We start from the raw sequence: 15783 nt of genomic DNA on the forward strand, positions 1-15783 counted from the left end.
CGGCCCGGACGGAGAGGCGCCCGGCTCCGTGCCGCCCGCGCGGGGCGGACCGCCGCCCGCCGCTCCGGCGCCGCGGCCCGGCCCGGCCGCGCCGCAACCGCCCGGGGCCGCCCACCCGGCCGCGGCGCCACCGCCCGCGGCTGCCCGCCCGGGCGCTGCGGCACCGCCCGGAGCCGGCCGGCCCGGGCCGGAGACCCCGCCCGCCCGCCGTGCCCCCGAGGCCGGCCCGGCCGGGCCCGCCACGCCCCGACCTGGCGGCCCCGATCCGGCGGCCCCCCGCCGCCCCGTCGACGGCCCCTGGCCCGGCGCACCCGAACCGACCCGGCGCCCCGCCGAGCCCACCCGCGGCCCGGCCGAGGCGTCCCGCCCGCCGCGCCGCAACCCGGACGCGCCGACCGGCCAGCAGCCGCCGGCTGCCGGCCGGGTGAGCGGCCCGACCGGTCCGCGCGTCGCGCCACCCGCCGGCCCGATGCCCGGCCGTGCCGGGCAGGGCCCCGTCCCCGAACGCGGTTACGGCGGCCCGAACCCCGCCTGGCCCGGCCCGGACGGTGCCCGGAACGCGGTTCCGCCCACCCCGCGCGGCCGGCACGGCGCCGAGGCGCCCGCCGGCCCGGCCGGCCCCCGTCCCGTTGGCGTGGACCCGGCGGCGCGCCCCGTCTCCGGCGGCGGCCGGCGGGCCCTGCCCGACGACGCCGACCCGGGCGCCCGCCCGGTCTCCGGCGCCGGTCGCCGGTCAGCCCCCGACGGCGGCGCGCCCGCACCGGGCCGTCGCGGCGCACCCGAGGTCGACCCCGGTGTCCGGCCGGTGTCCGGCGGTGGCCGACGGGCGGCGCCCGAGGGTGCGCCGCCCGCCGTCGGCCGCCCGGCCGCCACGGGCGCCGGCGACCCCGCGGTCCGGCCCGTCTCCGGCGCCGGCCGGCGCGCCGCCGGCGAGCCCGGTCGCACCGGCGTGCCCCCGGCGCGCGCCGCCGCGCCCGGCGTCGGCGGCCCCACCGACCCGGTGACCGGAGGACTCCAGCCCGGCGACCCGCAGCCGCGCCGAGGCCGCGCCCCGCAGCGCCCCGATCCGTCCACCGCCGGCGCGCCCATCGTGGACGGTGCCGGCGGTCGACCCGGTGGCCGCCGTCGCGCCTCGGAACCGGACCAGCCGGTGGTGCCGCGCAGCGGGAACGCCCCGTCGGTGCCCGGCGCCGGTCCCGACGCCGACCGCCGACCCGACGGCCCCACCGCGACCCCGCGCCGCGCCGCGGCCGGCGCCGCATCCGGCCCCCGCCCCGGTGCCGACGTCCCGCCGGCCGGCCGGCGGGACGGTGCCGCCCCGCCGGGCCGCCGCGCGGCTCCCGACGACCCGGCGGTCCCGCCCGGTCGCCGGGGCGCTCCCGACGACACCGCGCCACCGGCCGCCGGGCGCGGCGGGCCGGACGGCGCGGCCACGCCCCGAGGCCGCCGGGCCGCTCCCGACGAGACGGCGATGCCGACCAGCCGACGGGCTGCCGCCGACGACGCGACGGCGCCGGGCCGCCGGAGTGCTCCCGACGGCACGGCACCCGGCCGCCGGGCCCCCGGCGACGTCCCGCCGGGGCCGGGCCGCCGTGCGGCGCCCGATGCGCCGGCCGAACGCCATGCCGCCCCCGACGCCGCAGCCGGCCGCCGTGCCGCCGCCGATGCGCCGGCGACGGGTCGCCGTGCCGCTGCCGACGCCCCGGCCGGCCGCCGTGCCGCCCCCGACGCCCCGGCCGGATCCGGTGCGCCCGGCGACGCTCCGCCGGCCCCGCGACGCGGGGCCCGCGAGGCCCCCGACGAGACCCGGCCGCAGCGGCCCGAGCGGCCCGCCGACTGGCTTCGACAGGCCGGCCGCACCTCGCACAGCGACCCCGCCATGCCGGCGGTCCGCCGCCCCGGCGGCCCCGCCGAGGATCCGGCCGTCCACCGCCCCGGCGGCCCCGCCGACGATCCGGCCGCCGCGCGGCGCGGTGGGCCGGCCGGCCCCGACCGTGGCGCTGCCGCACCGCCGGTGAAGCCCGACCAGACCGGTCCCGCCCGCGGCGCGGCCCGGCCGGGCGCCCCGGCCGCTTACGGCGACGGCACCCGCGGCGCGGCCCGGCCGGACCGCGACCCCACCGGGGGGCTGCCGCCCGCCGGCCCGCGGCCCGGGGGACGCCCGCCCACCGACGACCCGGCGCGCACCGGCGGGTTCCCCGCCGGCGGTGACCCGGCGCGCACCGGCGGCCTGCCGGCCGGCGATCGGTCCGGCCGGCTTGGTCCGGCCGGTGCCGGTGGTTTCGCCACCGGCGACCCGGCCCGGACCGGTGGCTTCCCGACCGGCGGTGAGCCGGAGCGGACGGGACCCGACGTCGGCCGGCGCCCCGCCGCGTCTGGACGCGCCGGAGCGGGTCCGGCCGGCGGCGACGCGCGCGGTCCCGCCCGTGGCGCGGCCCGCCCGGCCGGCGGAGCGCGGGCCGGTGACCTCCACCCGGCCGGCGAGCCGCACGCCGCAGCCGGTGGGCCGGCGGTGGCCCGGGCGGCCGCCCCGGTGGCTCGCCCCGCCGGGCCGGACGAGCGGCCGGGTGGCCGCCCGAACCCGTCCGCGGCGGAGCCCACCCGGCCCGGCCCCGGTGGGCCGGGCGGCGTGCCGCAGGGACCCGGCGCGCCCGCGGTGGCGCGGGCCGCGGCGGTCGTACCCCCGGGGGAGCCGGCCGTGGCGCGGGCCGCCGCCGTCGTGCCGCCGGGGGAGCCGGCGGGACCGGGTGACGGGGCCGGACCGACGCTGCGCCGGGCCGAGGCCGCGCCGGGGGAGGCCGACGACGCGGCGGGCGGCCTGCGGGGCGCCCGTTCCGAGCTGCGCCGGCAGATGCGTGAGCGGCGGCGGCTGCGGATGGGCATCCTCGCCCTGGTCAGCGTGCTGCTGCTCGGCGCCGTGCCGCTCTACTTCGGGCTGCGCACGCTGAGCCACGACCCGGTGTTCGACACCCTCGACGCGCTGAGCGTGCCGGCCTGGGCGGCGACGAAGACGGTGGACAACGTCAGCGGGAGCCGGTGGTGTCTCCAGGACTGTCGGCTGCGGGAACGCACCGTCGAGTCGGAGAAGGCCTGGAAGGAGACCGCACAGGCCTACGAGGCGGCCCTCGCCGAGGACGGCTGGCGGCGCTGGAAGGTGGACCGCTGCCCGGAGCAGAAGGTCAAGGGCAGCTACACCTGCTGGCGGCGGGACGAGCTCACCCTCGACCTCTGGGTGCGCGAACCCACCTGTGTGCCGCCGGCGGCGGAGGGTGCGGCCCCGCCGTCTCCGGCGCCCGAGCCCGCAGCGGGTGAGTGCGCCGGCTCGTTGGTGTCGGTGAAGGTGCGCAACGCGATCGACGACGAGCGGACCGGACCGCAGCCGACCACCGATCCGTCACTCACCGGTGAGGACCCGTACCCGACCCTCACCGACGACCCGCTCGGTGAACCGACAGCGTCACCGTCGTGAGCCGGTTTCCATCACGGACGGTAGGGTCTGGGGCTGGCGGGCCCGCCCGCGCCTGCTGACCGGTCCCGGGTCGGCGTGCGGCGGACCGGGTAGGTACGGTCGCGCGTCCCGGGGCGTCGGGCCCCGGGACCCTGCTTGAGGAGGACATGCGCGTGAGTGGCGGAGAAATCGCCTGGCTGATCCTGGCCGGCGCGTTCCTGATGCTGGTGCTCGTGCTGGCGGTGCCGATCCTGCGGCTGCGGCACACCGTCGACGCGACGACCCGCATGATCACCGAGCTGAACGACCGCACCACCCCCCTGCTCACCGACGTCAACACCACGGTGAAGAACGTCAACGTCGCCCTGGAGCAGGTGCAGACCTCCCTCGACGGGGTCAACCTGCAACTCGCCAAGGTGGACACCATGACCACCCACGCGCAGAACGTCACCGCCAACGTGGCGAACCTCGCTGCCGTGGTCTCCGCCGCCGCCGCGAACCCGCTGGTCAAGGTGGCCGCATTCGGCTACGGCGTGCGCAAGGCCGCCGCCGCCCGCCGGCACGCGGAGACCGAGCGCGAGGTGCGCGACACCATCAAGCAGCAGCGCCGGGCCGCCAGGCGCGGCAACCGCTGACCCGGCCGGCGAACAGCGGGAGGATGAGAGCATGAGGCGGTTGTTCTGGCTCGGCATCGGGCTTGCCGTGGGCGTGCTGGTGGTCCGCAAGGCCACCCGCACCGCGCAGGCGTACACGCCGGCGGGTATCGCCAGCGGGCTGTCCGAGTCGGCCGGCGGTCTCGTCGAGTCGGTCCGCAGTTTCGTGGACGACGTCCGGGCCGGCATGGCCGAGCGTGAGCAGGAGATCCACGAGGCCTTCGCCCGCGGCGAGGCGTACGACGACCAGTTCGCCGAGCTGCGGGAGGACCCGCGGTTCGGTGACCGAGAGATTTTCCCGGAGGAGCACCAGCGATGAAGACGGCGGAGATCAAGCGGCGGTACCTCGCCCACTTCGAGGCCAACGGCCACGCCGTGGTGCCGTCCGCTCCGCTGCCCGCCATCAGCGACCCGAACCTGCTGTTCGTCAACGCCGGCATGGTGCAGTTCGTCCCCTACTTCCTGGGCCAGCAGACCCCGCCCTACCGGCGGGCGGTCAGCGTGCAGAAGTGCATCCGGACGCCGGACATCGACGAGGTCGGCAAGACCAGCCGGCACGGCACGTTCTTCCAGATGAACGGCAACTTCTCCTTCGGCGACTACTTCAAGGACGGCGCCATCCCGCTGGCCTGGGACCTGGTCACCAAGCCGGTCGAGGCGGGCGGTTTCGGGCTGGACCCGGAGCGGATCTGGCCGACGGTCTACCTGGACGACGACGAGGCGTTCCAGATCTGGCGGTCGGTCGGCGTTCCCGCCGAGCGGATCGTCCGCCGGGGCAAGGCCGACAACTTCTGGTCCATGGGCATCCCGGGCCCCTGCGGCCCCTGCTCCGAGCTGTTCTACGACCGCGGCCCCGAGTACGGCCGCGAGGGCGGCCCGGCGGTCGACGAGGACCGCTACATGGAGTTCTGGAACCTCGTCTTCATGCAGTTCGAGCGGGGGCCGGGCACCGGCAAGGAGGACTACCCGATCCTCGGCGAGCTGCCCGCGAAGAACATCGACACGGGTATGGGCCTGGAGCGGATGGCCTCCATCCTCCAGGGCGTCGACAACCTCTACGAGATCGACGAGGTCCGGCCGATCCTGGCCCGGGCCGCCGAGCTGACCGGCAAGCGCTACGGCGCGCACTCCGGCCACGTGGCCAGCGAGTCGCACCCGGACGACGTGCGGCTGCGGGTGATCGCCGACCACGTGCGCACCGCGCTCATGCTGATCGGCGACGGGGTGACCCCGTCGAACGAGGGCCGCGGCTACGTGCTGCGCCGGATCATGCGCCGGGCCATCCGGGCGGTCCGCCTGCTCGGCTACCAGGACCGGGCGCTGCCCGAGCTGCTGCCGGTGGCCCGGGACTGCATGGCGCCGTCCTACCCGGAGCTGGCCGAGGACTTCGGCCGGATCTCCCAGTACGCGTACGCCGAGGAGGACGCCTTCCTCGCCACCCTGCGGGCGGGCACCACGATCCTGGACACCGCCATCGCGGAGACCAAGTCCGCCGGGCAGGCCTCGATCTCCGGCGACAAGGCGTTCCAGCTGCACGACACGTACGGCTTCCCGATCGACCTGACCCTGGAGATCGCGGCCGAGCAGGGCCTCCAGGTCGACGCGGAGGGCTTCCGCCGGCTGATGGCCGACCAGCGCAGCCGGGCCAAGGCCGACGCCCAGGCGCGCAAGACCGGGCACACCGACGTGTCGGCGTACCGGTCGGTGCTCGACGGCGGCGGGGCGGTGGAGTTCACCGGCTACACCGAGCTGACCCGGGAGTCCCGGGTGCGCGCGCTGCTGGCCGGCGGCGCCCAGGTGGCCGCGGCGGTCGAGGGCGACACCGTCGAGCTGGTGCTCGACACCACCCCGTTCTACGCCGAGGGCGGCGGCCAGCAGCCCGACCAGGGCCTCATCACGGTCGGCGGCGGCCAGCTCGAGGTCTTCGACGTGCAGCAGCCGGTGCCCGGTCTGATCGTGCACCGGGCCAAGGTGCTGCGCGGCGAGGTGCGCGCCGGCGAGACCGGCTACGCCGAGATCGACGTGTCCCGCCGGCGGGCGATCTCCCGCTCGCACACGGCCACCCACCTGGTGCACCAGACCATGCGCAACTTTCTCGGCGAGTCGGCCACGCAGGCGGGCTCGCTGAACGCGCCGGGCCGGCTGCGGTTCGACTTCAACACCCCGACCGGGGTGGCGCCGAGCGTGCTGCACGACGTGGAGCAGCAGGTCAACGAGGTGCTCCTGGCCGACCTGGAGGTGCACGCCTTCATCACCACGCAGGAGGAGGCGCGCCGGATCGGCGCCATGGCCCTGTTCGGCGAGAAGTACGGCGAGCGGGTCCGGGTCGTCGAGGTCGGCGACTACGCCCGCGAGCTGTGCGGCGGCACCCACGTGGCCCGCTCGGCCCAGCTCGGCCTCGTCAAGATCCTTTCCGAGGCGTCGGTCGGCTCCGGCGTGCGCCGGATCGAGGCGCTGGTGGGCATGGACGCCTTCGGCTTCCTGGCCCGCGAGCACCTGCTGGTCTCCCGGCTGGCCGAGCTGTTCCGGGTCCCCGGCGACCAGGTCGCCGACCGGGTGGAGCAGACCGTCACCCAGCTCCGCGACGCGGAGAAGGAACTGGAGAAGCTCCGCGCCCAGCTCGTGCTGGGCGGGGCTGCGGCCCTGGCGGCGCAGGCGAAGGACGTGCGCGGCGTCGCCTACGTCGGCACCGAGGCGCCCGAGGGCGCGGCCGGCAACGACGTGCGGACCCTGGCGCAGGAGATCCGGGGCCGGATCGACCCGGCCCGCCCGGCCGTGGTGGCGGTGGCCGCCCGCGCGGGCGGCAAGGCGTCCCTCGTGGTGGCCGTGAACCAGGCCGCCCGGGGCCGGGGCCTGACCGCGAAGGACCTGGTGAAGGCGGCCTTCTCCGGCCGCGGCGGCGGCAGCGACGACCTCGCGCAGGGCGGTGGCCTGCCCGCCGCGGAGGCGCCGAACCTGCTGGCCACCGTGGAGAAGGCGATCGCCGACGCCTGATGTGCGCACCGATGGAAGCCAGGGCGGACCGCTCGGTCCGCCCTGGCCCGTACCGGGGGAAAGGTGTCCGGTAGATGGCTGAAGTGTCCCGTGGTGTCCGGCTCGGCGTCGACGTCGGCCAGGTCCGGGTCGGGGTGGCCCGCTCCGACCCGCACGGCATCCTGGCCACCCCGCTGGTCACCCTGGCCCGCGACCTTACGGCCGCGCCGGAGACGGTCCCCGCCGACATGGCCGAGCTGGTCCGGCTGGCCGCCGAGCACGAGGCGGTCGAGATCGTGGTGGGGCTGCCGGTCAACCTCGCCGGAAAGCATGGCCCGGCCGCGGCGAACGTCTCGGCGTACGCTGACCGATTGGCCGATGTAATGGGGACGATTCCGGTGACGCTGACGGACGAGAGGATGTCGACCGTCGTGGCGAGTCGTAGGCTGGCCGAACGGGGCGTCCGGGGTAAGCGCCAACGGGCGGTGGTCGACCAGGCCGCCGCGGTGGAGATTCTGCAGAGCTGGCTGGACGCGCAGCGGAGGCGGACGCAATGATCGACGATCTTGATCTGGGCTTCGACGAGGCGGAGAGGGGGGAGAAGGGCCGGCACCGCCGCAGCGCCGTGCGCAAGCGCAACGGCAAGTCGGGTGGCGGCCGCGGCAAGACCATCTTCGCCCTGCTGATGGCGCTCGTACTGCTCGGCGGCATCGGCGGCGGCGCCTACGTCGGCTTCGACCGGATCCGCAACCACTTCGTCACCCCCGACTACGACGGCCCCGGCACGGGCGAGGCGCTGGTCGAGGTGAAGGCCGGCGACACCCTCACCGACATCGGAAACAGCCTCTACGACGCCGGGGTGGTCAAGAGCACCAAGGCCTTCATCGAGGCCGCCGACGCGAACTCCCGCAGCAAGAACATCCAGGTCGGCCGCTACAAGGTCCGCAAGCAGATGAAGGCCGCGGACGTGATCACGCTGATGCTCGACCCGAAGAGCCGGGTGATCAACGGGGTGACCATCCCCGAGGGCACGATCACCTTGAACATTTACCAGATCCTCTCGAAGCAGACGAAGATCCCGGTCAAGGACTTCCAGGACGCCGCGAAGGACCCGGTCAAGCTGGGCGTCCCCGCCTTCTGGTTCAACCGGGAGGACGGCAAGAAGGGCCCGAAGAGCATCGAGGGCTTCCTCTACCCGTCGACCTACGAGATCCCGCCGAAGGCCACCGCCGAGCAGATCCTGTCGATGATGGTGGACGAGTTCCTGCGCGTCACGCAGCAGCTCGACTTCGTCGACCGGGCGCAGAAGGAACGCAAGATCTCCCCGTACGAGGCGCTGATCACCGCCTCCATCGCCGAGGCCGAGTCGGTCAACGCGGTGGACCTGCCGAAGGTGTCCCGGGTGATCTACAACCGGGTCTACGCCGGCAAGATCGGCTGCAAGTGCCTCGGCATCGACAGCGGCATCAACTACTACCTCCGGCTTCAGGGCAAGGATCCGAAGGACTCCGACGACCTGCTGCAGAGCGAGATCAACGACCTGAAGAACCCGTACAACACGCACAACGTGGCGGGCCTGCCGATCACCCCGATCAGCAACCCGGGCGAGGCCGCGCTCAAGGGCGCCCTGGAGCCGCCGCCCGGTGACTGGATCTTCTTCATGACGATCGACCAGAAGGGCACGATGGGCTACGGCTCGAACGACGCCGAGTTCCGCCAGCTGATCCGGAAGATGTGCGACAACAAGGTGCTCACCGGGGAGAACTGCACCTGATGAAGGCCGCCGTGGTCGGCCGGCCGATCGCCCACTCGCTCTCCCCGGTGATCCACAACGCCGGGTACGCCGCGGCCGGGCTGACCGGGTGGTCGTACACCCGGATCGAGTGCGGGGCGGACGAGCTGGCCGGCCTGGTCGCGGGCCTGGGCCCCGAGTGGGCCGGCCTGTCGGTGACCATGCCGGGCAAGGAGGCCGCGCTCGCGCTGGCCGACGAGGCCTCGCCGGTCGCCGCCGCCGTCGGCGCCGCCAACACGCTGGTACGCCGGCCGGACGGCACCTGGTACGCCGACAACACCGACGTCGCCGGCATGGTCGACGTGCTCACCGCCGCCGGATGCGCCTCGGGCGCCACGGTCACCGTGCTCGGCGCGGGCGGCACCGCCCGGGCGGCCGTCGCGGCGGCGGCCCGGATCGGCGCGGCCGAGGTGACGGTGGTGGCCCGCCGCCCGGAGGCGGTGCGGGAGCTGGTTCCGACGGCCGAGGCGCTCGGGATCCCGCTGGCCGGCGCGCCCTGGGACGGCGACCCGGCGCACGCCCGGGCCGACCTCGTGGTCTCCACGGTGCCCAGGGGCGTGGCCGACCCGCTCGCCGACAACTTCGACTGGCGGCCGGCGACGGTCTTCTTCGACGTGGTCTACGACCCGTGGCCCACCCCGCTCGCCGCGGCGGCGCTGGCCGCCGGCTGCCGGGTGGTCTCCGGGCTGGACCTGCTGCTGGCCCAGGCGGTCGGCCAGTTCGAGCAGTTCACCGGCGTGTCCGCCCCTCGGGAGGCGATGCGCGCCGCGCTGGCGTCCGCAGGGCGGGACGCGGTGGGCAGTGCGAGGTCTCGGACACCGGGCGTGACAGACTGACCGCTGTGTTGCGCTGGCTGACTGCAGGTGAATCGCACGGACCCGCCCTCGTCGCGCTGCTGGAGGGGGTGCCCGCCGGCATCGAGGTGACCACCGCGGAGATCTCCGGCGAGCTGGCCCGGCGCCGGCTCGGCTACGGCCGGGGCGCCCGGATGTCCTTCGAGCAGGACGAGATCGAGATCATCGGCGGGCTCCGGCACGGGGTGACCATCGGCAGCCCGGTGGCCATCCGGGTGGGCAACTCGGAGTGGCCGAAGTGGCGCACCGTGATGGCCGCCGACCCGGTCGACGCGGAGGAGCTGGCCGGGCAGGCCCGCAACGCCCCGCTCACCCGCCCCCGCCCCGGGCACGCCGACCTGGCGGGCATGCAGAAGTACGGCCACACCGACGCCCGCCCGATCCTGGAGCGGGCCAGCGCCCGGGAGACCGCCGCCCGCGTCGCCGTGGGCACGGTCGCCAAGGCCCTGGTCCGGCAGGCGCTCGGCGTCGAGATCGTCTCCCACGTGGTGGAGCTGGGCCCGATCGCCGTGAAGCCCGGCCTGCGCCCGGCTCCCGAGGACGCCGCCCGGATCGACGCCGACCCGCTGCGCTGCCTCGACCCCGAGGCCAGCGCCCGGATGGTCGCCGAGGTCGACGCCGCCAAGAAGGCCGCCGACACGCTCGGCGGCGTGGTCGAGGTGCTGGCGTACGGGGTGCCGCCGGGCCTGGGCAGCCACGTGCAGTGGGACCGCAAGCTCGACGCCCGGCTCGCCACCGCGCTCATGTCGATCCAGGCCATCAAGGGCGTGGAGATCGGCGACGGCTGGCAGCAGGCGCGCTCCCGCGGCTCCGAGGCGCACGACGAGATCCTGCCCACCGCCACGGGCGTGCGCCGGGTGACCGACCGGGCCGGCGGGCTGGAGGGCGGCATCACCACCGGCGAGCCGCTGCGGGTGAAGGCGGCCATGAAGCCGATCTCCTCGCTGAACCGGGCGCTGTCCACCGTCGACGTGCTCACCGGTGAGCCGGCCACCGCCATCAACCAGCGCTCCGACGTGTGCGCCGTGCCGGCCGCGGCCGTGGTGGCCGAGGCCATGGTGGCCCTGGTGCTGGCCGAGGCGGCGGTGGAGAAGTTCGGCGGCGACTCGGTCGCCGAGATGCGCCGCAACCTGTCCGGCTACCTCGAGGCCCTGGTGATCCGGTGAGCGCCCGGCCGGTCTGCGTGCTGGTCGGGGCGCCCGGCTCCGGCAAGACCACGGTGGGGCAGGCGCTCGCCGCGGCGCTCGGCGTCGAGTTCCGGGACACCGACGCCGACATCGAGCAGCTCGCCGGCAAGCCGATCGCGGAGATCTTCGTGGACGAGGGGGAAGAGCACTTCCGTACCCTCGAACGGGCCGCCGTGGCGGCGGGCCTGGCCTCGCACGCCGGGGTGCTCGCCCTCGGCGGCGGCGCGGTCCTCGCCGAGGAGAACCGCGCCGCGCTGATCGGGCACACCGTGGTGCACCTGTCCGTGGAGCTGCCCGACGCGGTCAAGCGGGTCGGCCTCGGGTCGGGCCGGCCGCTGCTGGCGCTCAACCCGCGGGCCACCCTCAAGCACCTCATGGAGCAGCGCCGCCCGCTCTACGCCGAGGTGGCCACCGCGACCGTGCTCACCGACGGGCGCACCCCGGAGGAGATCGCCGGCGAGATCGCCGCCCTGCTCAAGCCCTGACCGGGACCGGCCGGGGCGCCCGCTCCGGCCGCCAGGTGACGAGCAGGGCGAGGGCGAGCAGGATCTCGGCCAGGTCGCCGCCGTAGTACATGACGGTGGCGCCCGCCCGCAGCTCGTCTCCGGTCGCCGGCACGTCCACGAGCGCGCCGGCGTAGAGGAGCTGGGCGAGCACGGCGTGCGCCGCCACGCCCACGCCGAGCACGACCAGCCGGACCGGGACCCGGGGCCGGTGCGGGCCCGGATCCGGCCCGGCGATCGACCACGTGAACAGGTAGCCGCTGAGCACGAAGTGCAGCAGCACCAGCCCGTGCAGCGCCGGACGGGTCAGGGTGGCCCGGTGGAGCGGGGTGAGGTACAGCAGCCAGAGCCCGCCCGCGGTGAGCAGCAACCCGGTCACCGGGTGGGCGAGCACCCGGAGGGCCGGCTGCCGCAGCAGCCGCAGCGCCGCCCGGCCGGCCCGCCGGCCCACCGTCCGCAGCGCCAGCGTGCCGGGCGCGCCGAGCACCAGGGCCAGCGGCGCCAGCATGCCGAGCAGCAGGTGTTGCGCCATGTGCCCCGGCAGGCCCCCGGTGGGCAGCAGCAGCCCGGCGGCGAGCAGCGCGGCCCCGAGGCCGAAGCTCGCCGTCCGCCGATGGTCCCACCCGGGCCGGCCCGGGTCGCGCTGCCGCAGCGCCGCGGCCAGGTAGGCCCAGAACAGCACCGGGGGTACGAGCGCGGCGGCCGGGAAGCCGCTGGCCGCGTGCCCGGCGTGGGCGAGGCTCACGGCCGCTCCGGCGCGCAGAGGTCGACGGCGGAGGCGCTCCGCTGCACCGCCCAGCCGACCGCGACGAGGACCACGCCGAGGGCCAGGAAGCCGAGGTCCCACCAGAGCTGCTGCGGGCCGCCGTGCACGTGGTGGATGCCGAGGATCTGGTGGTCGACGAGCCCCTCGACGACGTTGAACAGGCCCCAGCCGACCAGCGCCCAGCCCCACAGCGCGGGGGAGCGCCACAGCCGGCCCCGGGACCGGGTGACGCGGGCGTAGAGCAGTGCCAGGCCGGTCAGCACCGCCACCCAGGTGACCGTGTGGAACAGCCCGTCCCAGACGGTGTTCATCTGCAGCCCCGGCACCGTGTCGACGGGGTAGGGCCGGATCCCGACCCGGTCGCTGTCGGTGCTGCTGAGCATGTGGTGCCACTGGAGCAACTGGTGGAGCAGGATGCCGTCGGCGAAACCGCCGAGCCCCACCCCGAGGATCGTGGCCGGCACCCGGATGTCCGCGCCGTCGATGGTTGGTCGGGTCATGCCTGCACCTTCCGCCGTTGGGGGTTCCGTCCACAGTTACCGTCGGCATCCGTCCGGTCAACCCTCAGTGATGCCGACTCCGGCCACGGAGTGGACAGACGCCGCCCCGGCGCCGCCCGCTCGACTAGGCTGCCCGCGATGGACGAGGTGACCCGGATTCCGGTCGGCGGCGACCGGCCGTACGACGTGCTGGTGGGACGCGACCTGCTCGACCCGCCGCCCCGGCTGCTGCCCGACGCCGAGCGGGTGGCCTTCCTGCACGCGCCCCCGCTCAAGGGGCTGGCCGAGGAGCTGGCCGAACGGGTGCGCACGGCCGGGGTGGCCCCGCTGCTCATGGAGGTGCCGGACGCCGAGGCGGGCAAGCACGTCGACGTGGCCGCGGCCTGCTGGGACCGGCTCGGCGAGGCGGGCTTCACCCGCACCGACGCGGTGGTCGGGGTGGGCGGTGGCGCGGTCACCGACCTGGCCGGGTTCGTGGCGGCCACCTGGCTGCGCGGGGTGCGCTGGGTGCCGGTGGCGACGTCCCTGCTCGGCATGGTCGACGCCGCGGTCGGCGGCAAGACCGGCATCAACACGGCCGCCGGCAAGAACCTGGTCGGCGCCTTCCACCCGCCCGCCGGGGTGATCTGCGACCTGGCCACGCTCGACAGCCTGCCGCCGGCCGACCTGGCCGCCGGGATGGCCGAGGTGGTCAAGTGCGGGTTCATCGCCGACCCGGTGATCCTCGACCTCGTGGAGCGGGACCCGGCCGCCGCGCTGGACCCGGCCGGGCCGGTGACCCGCGAGCTGATCGAGCGGGCGGTGCGGGTCAAGGCGGACGTGGTCTCCGGTGACCTGCGGGAGTCCGGGGTGCGCGAGGTGCTCAACTACGGGCACACGCTGGGCCACGCGATCGAGAAGGTGGAGGGCTACCGCTGGCGGCACGGTCACGCCGTCGCGGTGGGCCTGGTCTACGCGGCCACCCTGGCCCGGCTGGCCGGGCGGCTGGACGCGGCGACCGCGGAGCGGCACCGGGCCGTGGTGGCGGCGCTCGGCCTGCCCACGGGCTACCGGGCCGACGCCTGGCCGGACCTGCTGGCCGCCATGCGGGTGGACAAGAAGGCCCGGGGCAGCCGGCTGCGCTTCGTGGTGCTGGACGGCCTGGCCCGCCCGGCGATCCTGGAGGCGCCGTCGGACGAGCTGCTGGCGCGGGCGTACGAGGAGATCAGCGCATGAGGGTCCACGTGCTCAACGGGCCGAACCTGGGCCGGCTCGGCACCCGCCAGGTCGACGTCTACGGCGTGACCAGCTACGCCGATCTGGTGACCATGTGCGAGAAGACCGGTCGCGAGCTGGGCCTGGACGTGGTGGTCCGGCAGACCGACGCCGAGCACGAGCTGCTGGGCTGGCTGCACGAGGCGGCCGACGAGGGTGCGGCCGTGGTGCTCAACCCGGCCGCCTGGTCGCACTACTCGATCGCGGTGCGGGACGCCTGCGCCATGCTGCGCGGCCCGCTGGTCGAGGTGCACATCTCCAACATCCACGCCCGCGAGGAGTTCCGGCACCACTCGGTGGTCTCCGCGGTGGCCACCGGGGTGATCTGCGGGCTGGGCGTGGACGGCTACCGGCTGGCCCTGCACCACCTGGCCCAGCGCCTGGCCGACGGGGCCGCCTGACGACCGGTTCCCGTGCCGGTCCCGGTGCGGGTCCCGTCCCGGCAGGGTGAGCCGCGGCCGGGTTTGTGGCTCTCCGTGTTTGTTTCCTACGTCACCCACGGTGATACTCCTCGCCGCCCGGCCCGCTGCCCTTCTCCTCGCTTTGCTCTGCAGCCATGGGCGCACAGGGCGGTTGACCTGCGGTGGCGTGAAATTGGTCGGGCGGAGCGCGGTGGCCGCTGATCGCGGAGCGTCACCGCTGCGCCGATGGCTGCAGAGCAAAGGCGGCGGCGGGTGGGTCCGGGGCGCACAGCTCGGTTGCGCTGCGTGACGTTCCGCACGTCGGGGCTGGTGCGCAGCACGGCGACCCGGTTCGACACAGCTAGTAGACTTCACAGGTCTGTCCGCCAATTGATGATCAAGGCAGGAAATGGCCACCACCAACGACCTCAAGAACGGCCTGGTACTCAACCTCGACGGCGAGCTGTGGGCCGTCGTCGAGTTCCAGCACGTCAAGCCCGGTAAGGGCGGTGCGTTCGTGCGTACCACGCTGAAGAACGTGCTGTCCGGCAAGGTGGTCGACAAGACCTTCAACGCGGGCACCAAGGTCGAGACCGCCACCGTCGACAAGCGCACCATGCAGTACCTCTACGCCGACGGCGAGGACTACGTCTTCATGGACCTGGAGACGTTCGACCAGATCACCGTTCCCGGCGGCACCGTCGGCGAGGCGGCCAACTACCTCCTCCCCGAGGCCGAGGCCACCGTCGCCACCCACGAGGGCGTGCCGCTCTACATCGAGCTGCCGACCTCGGTCGTGCTCGAGATCACCTACACCGAGCCGGGCCTGCAGGGCGACCGGTCGACCGGTGGCAACAAGCCGGCCACCGTCGAGACCGGCGCGACCGTGCAGGTGCCGCTCTTCATCACCACCGGCGAGAAGATCAAGGTCGACACCCGCGACGGCCGTTACCTCGGCCGAGCCTGATGGCTGAGGGTCCCAAGCAGCAGATGCCGGCGCGCCGCAAGGCGCGCAAGCGGGCGCTGGACGTGCTCTTCGAGGCCGACCTGCGGGACCGGCCGCCGGCCGAGGTGCTCGCCGGCTACCTGGAGCGGATCGAGAAGCCCCGCCCCGAGCACGTCGGCTACGCCGTCGGCCTGGTCGAGGGCGTCGCGGCCCACCTGGACCGGATCGACGAGGTGATCGCCAGCTACGCCGAGGGCTGGACGCTGGACCGGATGCCGGCGGTCGACCGCAACCTGGCCCGCATCGCGGTCTACGAGCTGCTCTACGTCGACGAGATCGACGACGCGGTGGCGATCAGCGAGGCCGTCGAGCTGGCCCGGCAGATGTCGACCGACGACTCGCCGCGCTTCCTCAACGGCATCCTCGGCCGGATCGCCGAGTACGCCACCCGCTGAGGCTCCGACATGACGAAGGGCCCGCGCCGACACGGCGCGGGCCCTTCGTCG

At 75.4% G+C, this 15783-nt stretch carries 15 protein-coding genes; 13 read left to right on the forward strand and 2 right to left on the reverse strand.

What is annotated here, in order from left to right:
* The first annotated feature begins 2851 nt into the window (after positions 1-2851).
* The 9 genes from GA0070214_RS32915 to GA0070214_RS16550 all read left to right on the forward strand — a co-directional run bounded on the left by GA0070214_RS32915 (position 2852) and on the right by GA0070214_RS16550 (position 11392).
* On the forward strand, positions 2852-3469 hold the full coding sequence (locus GA0070214_RS32915; RefSeq protein ID WP_091264040.1) for a hypothetical protein: 618 nt from the start codon (positions 2852-2854) through the stop codon (positions 3467-3469).
* A 152-nt stretch (positions 3470-3621) separates the two neighbouring features.
* Entirely contained in the window at positions 3622-4083 is a 462-nt protein-coding gene (locus tag GA0070214_RS16515) for a DUF948 domain-containing protein (RefSeq protein WP_091264044.1), read from the forward strand.
* 31 nt (positions 4084-4114) lie between these two features.
* On the forward strand, positions 4115-4420 hold the full coding sequence (locus GA0070214_RS16520; protein ID WP_091263741.1) for a DUF6167 family protein: 306 nt from the start codon (positions 4115-4117) through the stop codon (positions 4418-4420).
* On the forward strand, positions 4417-7095 hold the full coding sequence (gene alaS, locus GA0070214_RS16525; protein WP_091263743.1) for an alanine--tRNA ligase: 2679 nt from the start codon (positions 4417-4419) through the stop codon (positions 7093-7095). The genes GA0070214_RS16520 and alaS overlap by 4 nt, the downstream gene beginning before the upstream one ends.
* A 74-nt stretch (positions 7096-7169) precedes the next feature.
* A complete protein-coding gene (ruvX, locus tag GA0070214_RS16530; protein WP_091263746.1) occupies positions 7170-7631 on the forward strand; it encodes a Holliday junction resolvase RuvX in 462 nt (153 codons plus the stop codon).
* Complete coding sequence (gene mltG / locus GA0070214_RS16535) at positions 7628-8848, forward strand: endolytic transglycosylase MltG (protein ID WP_091263747.1); 1221 nt, start codon at positions 7628-7630, stop codon at positions 8846-8848. The genes ruvX and mltG overlap by 4 nt, the downstream gene beginning before the upstream one ends.
* Positions 8848-9702, forward strand: coding sequence for a shikimate dehydrogenase (locus GA0070214_RS16540; RefSeq protein WP_091263749.1), 855 nt, complete (start codon positions 8848-8850; stop codon positions 9700-9702). The genes mltG and GA0070214_RS16540 overlap by 1 nt, the downstream gene beginning before the upstream one ends.
* Before the next feature lie 5 nt (positions 9703-9707).
* Positions 9708-10886: a chorismate synthase gene (gene aroC / locus GA0070214_RS16545; RefSeq protein WP_091263750.1), complete on the forward strand. Its 1179-nt coding sequence runs from the start codon at positions 9708-9710 to the stop codon at positions 10884-10886.
* Positions 10883-11392 (forward strand): shikimate kinase, encoded by a 510-nt coding sequence (locus GA0070214_RS16550; protein WP_091263752.1) that lies wholly within the window; start codon positions 10883-10885, stop codon positions 11390-11392. The genes aroC and GA0070214_RS16550 overlap by 4 nt, the downstream gene beginning before the upstream one ends.
* On the opposite strand, the gene GA0070214_RS16555 is transcribed toward GA0070214_RS16550, so the two are convergent.
* Positions 11382-12155, reverse strand: a complete 774-nt coding sequence (locus GA0070214_RS16555; protein ID WP_091263754.1) for a cytochrome c oxidase assembly protein — start codon at positions 12153-12155, stop codon at positions 11382-11384. The genes GA0070214_RS16550 and GA0070214_RS16555 overlap by 11 nt on opposite strands.
* A complete protein-coding gene (locus GA0070214_RS16560; protein ID WP_091263755.1) occupies positions 12152-12676 on the reverse strand; it encodes a DUF2243 domain-containing protein in 525 nt (174 codons plus the stop codon). The genes GA0070214_RS16555 and GA0070214_RS16560 overlap by 4 nt, the downstream gene beginning before the upstream one ends.
* 138 nt (positions 12677-12814) lie before the next feature.
* On the opposite strand from GA0070214_RS16560, the gene aroB reads away from it, so the two are divergent.
* The 4 genes from aroB (at position 12815) to nusB (ending at position 15732) form a co-directional block, all read left to right on the forward strand.
* The gene (gene aroB / locus GA0070214_RS16565; RefSeq protein ID WP_091263757.1) at positions 12815-13891 is read left to right on the forward strand and encodes a 3-dehydroquinate synthase; all 1077 of its coding nucleotides are present in this window, start codon (positions 12815-12817) and stop codon (positions 13889-13891) included.
* Positions 13888-14331: a type II 3-dehydroquinate dehydratase gene (gene aroQ / locus GA0070214_RS16570; RefSeq protein WP_091263759.1), complete on the forward strand. Its 444-nt coding sequence runs from the start codon at positions 13888-13890 to the stop codon at positions 14329-14331. Before aroB ends, aroQ begins: the two co-directional genes overlap by 4 nt.
* Before the next feature lie 409 nt (positions 14332-14740).
* The gene (gene efp / locus GA0070214_RS16575) at positions 14741-15298 is read left to right on the forward strand and encodes an elongation factor P (RefSeq protein WP_007075814.1); all 558 of its coding nucleotides are present in this window, start codon (positions 14741-14743) and stop codon (positions 15296-15298) included.
* A 23-nt stretch (positions 15299-15321) separates the two neighbouring features.
* Positions 15322-15732: a transcription antitermination factor NusB gene (gene nusB, locus GA0070214_RS16580; RefSeq protein ID WP_192579747.1), complete on the forward strand. Its 411-nt coding sequence runs from the start codon at positions 15322-15324 to the stop codon at positions 15730-15732.
* Positions 15733-15783: the final 51 nt, after the last annotated feature.

It is taken from the genome of Micromonospora chaiyaphumensis (assembly GCF_900091435.1).
Taxonomy (GTDB): Bacteria; Actinomycetota; Actinomycetes; order Mycobacteriales; family Micromonosporaceae; genus Micromonospora; species Micromonospora chaiyaphumensis.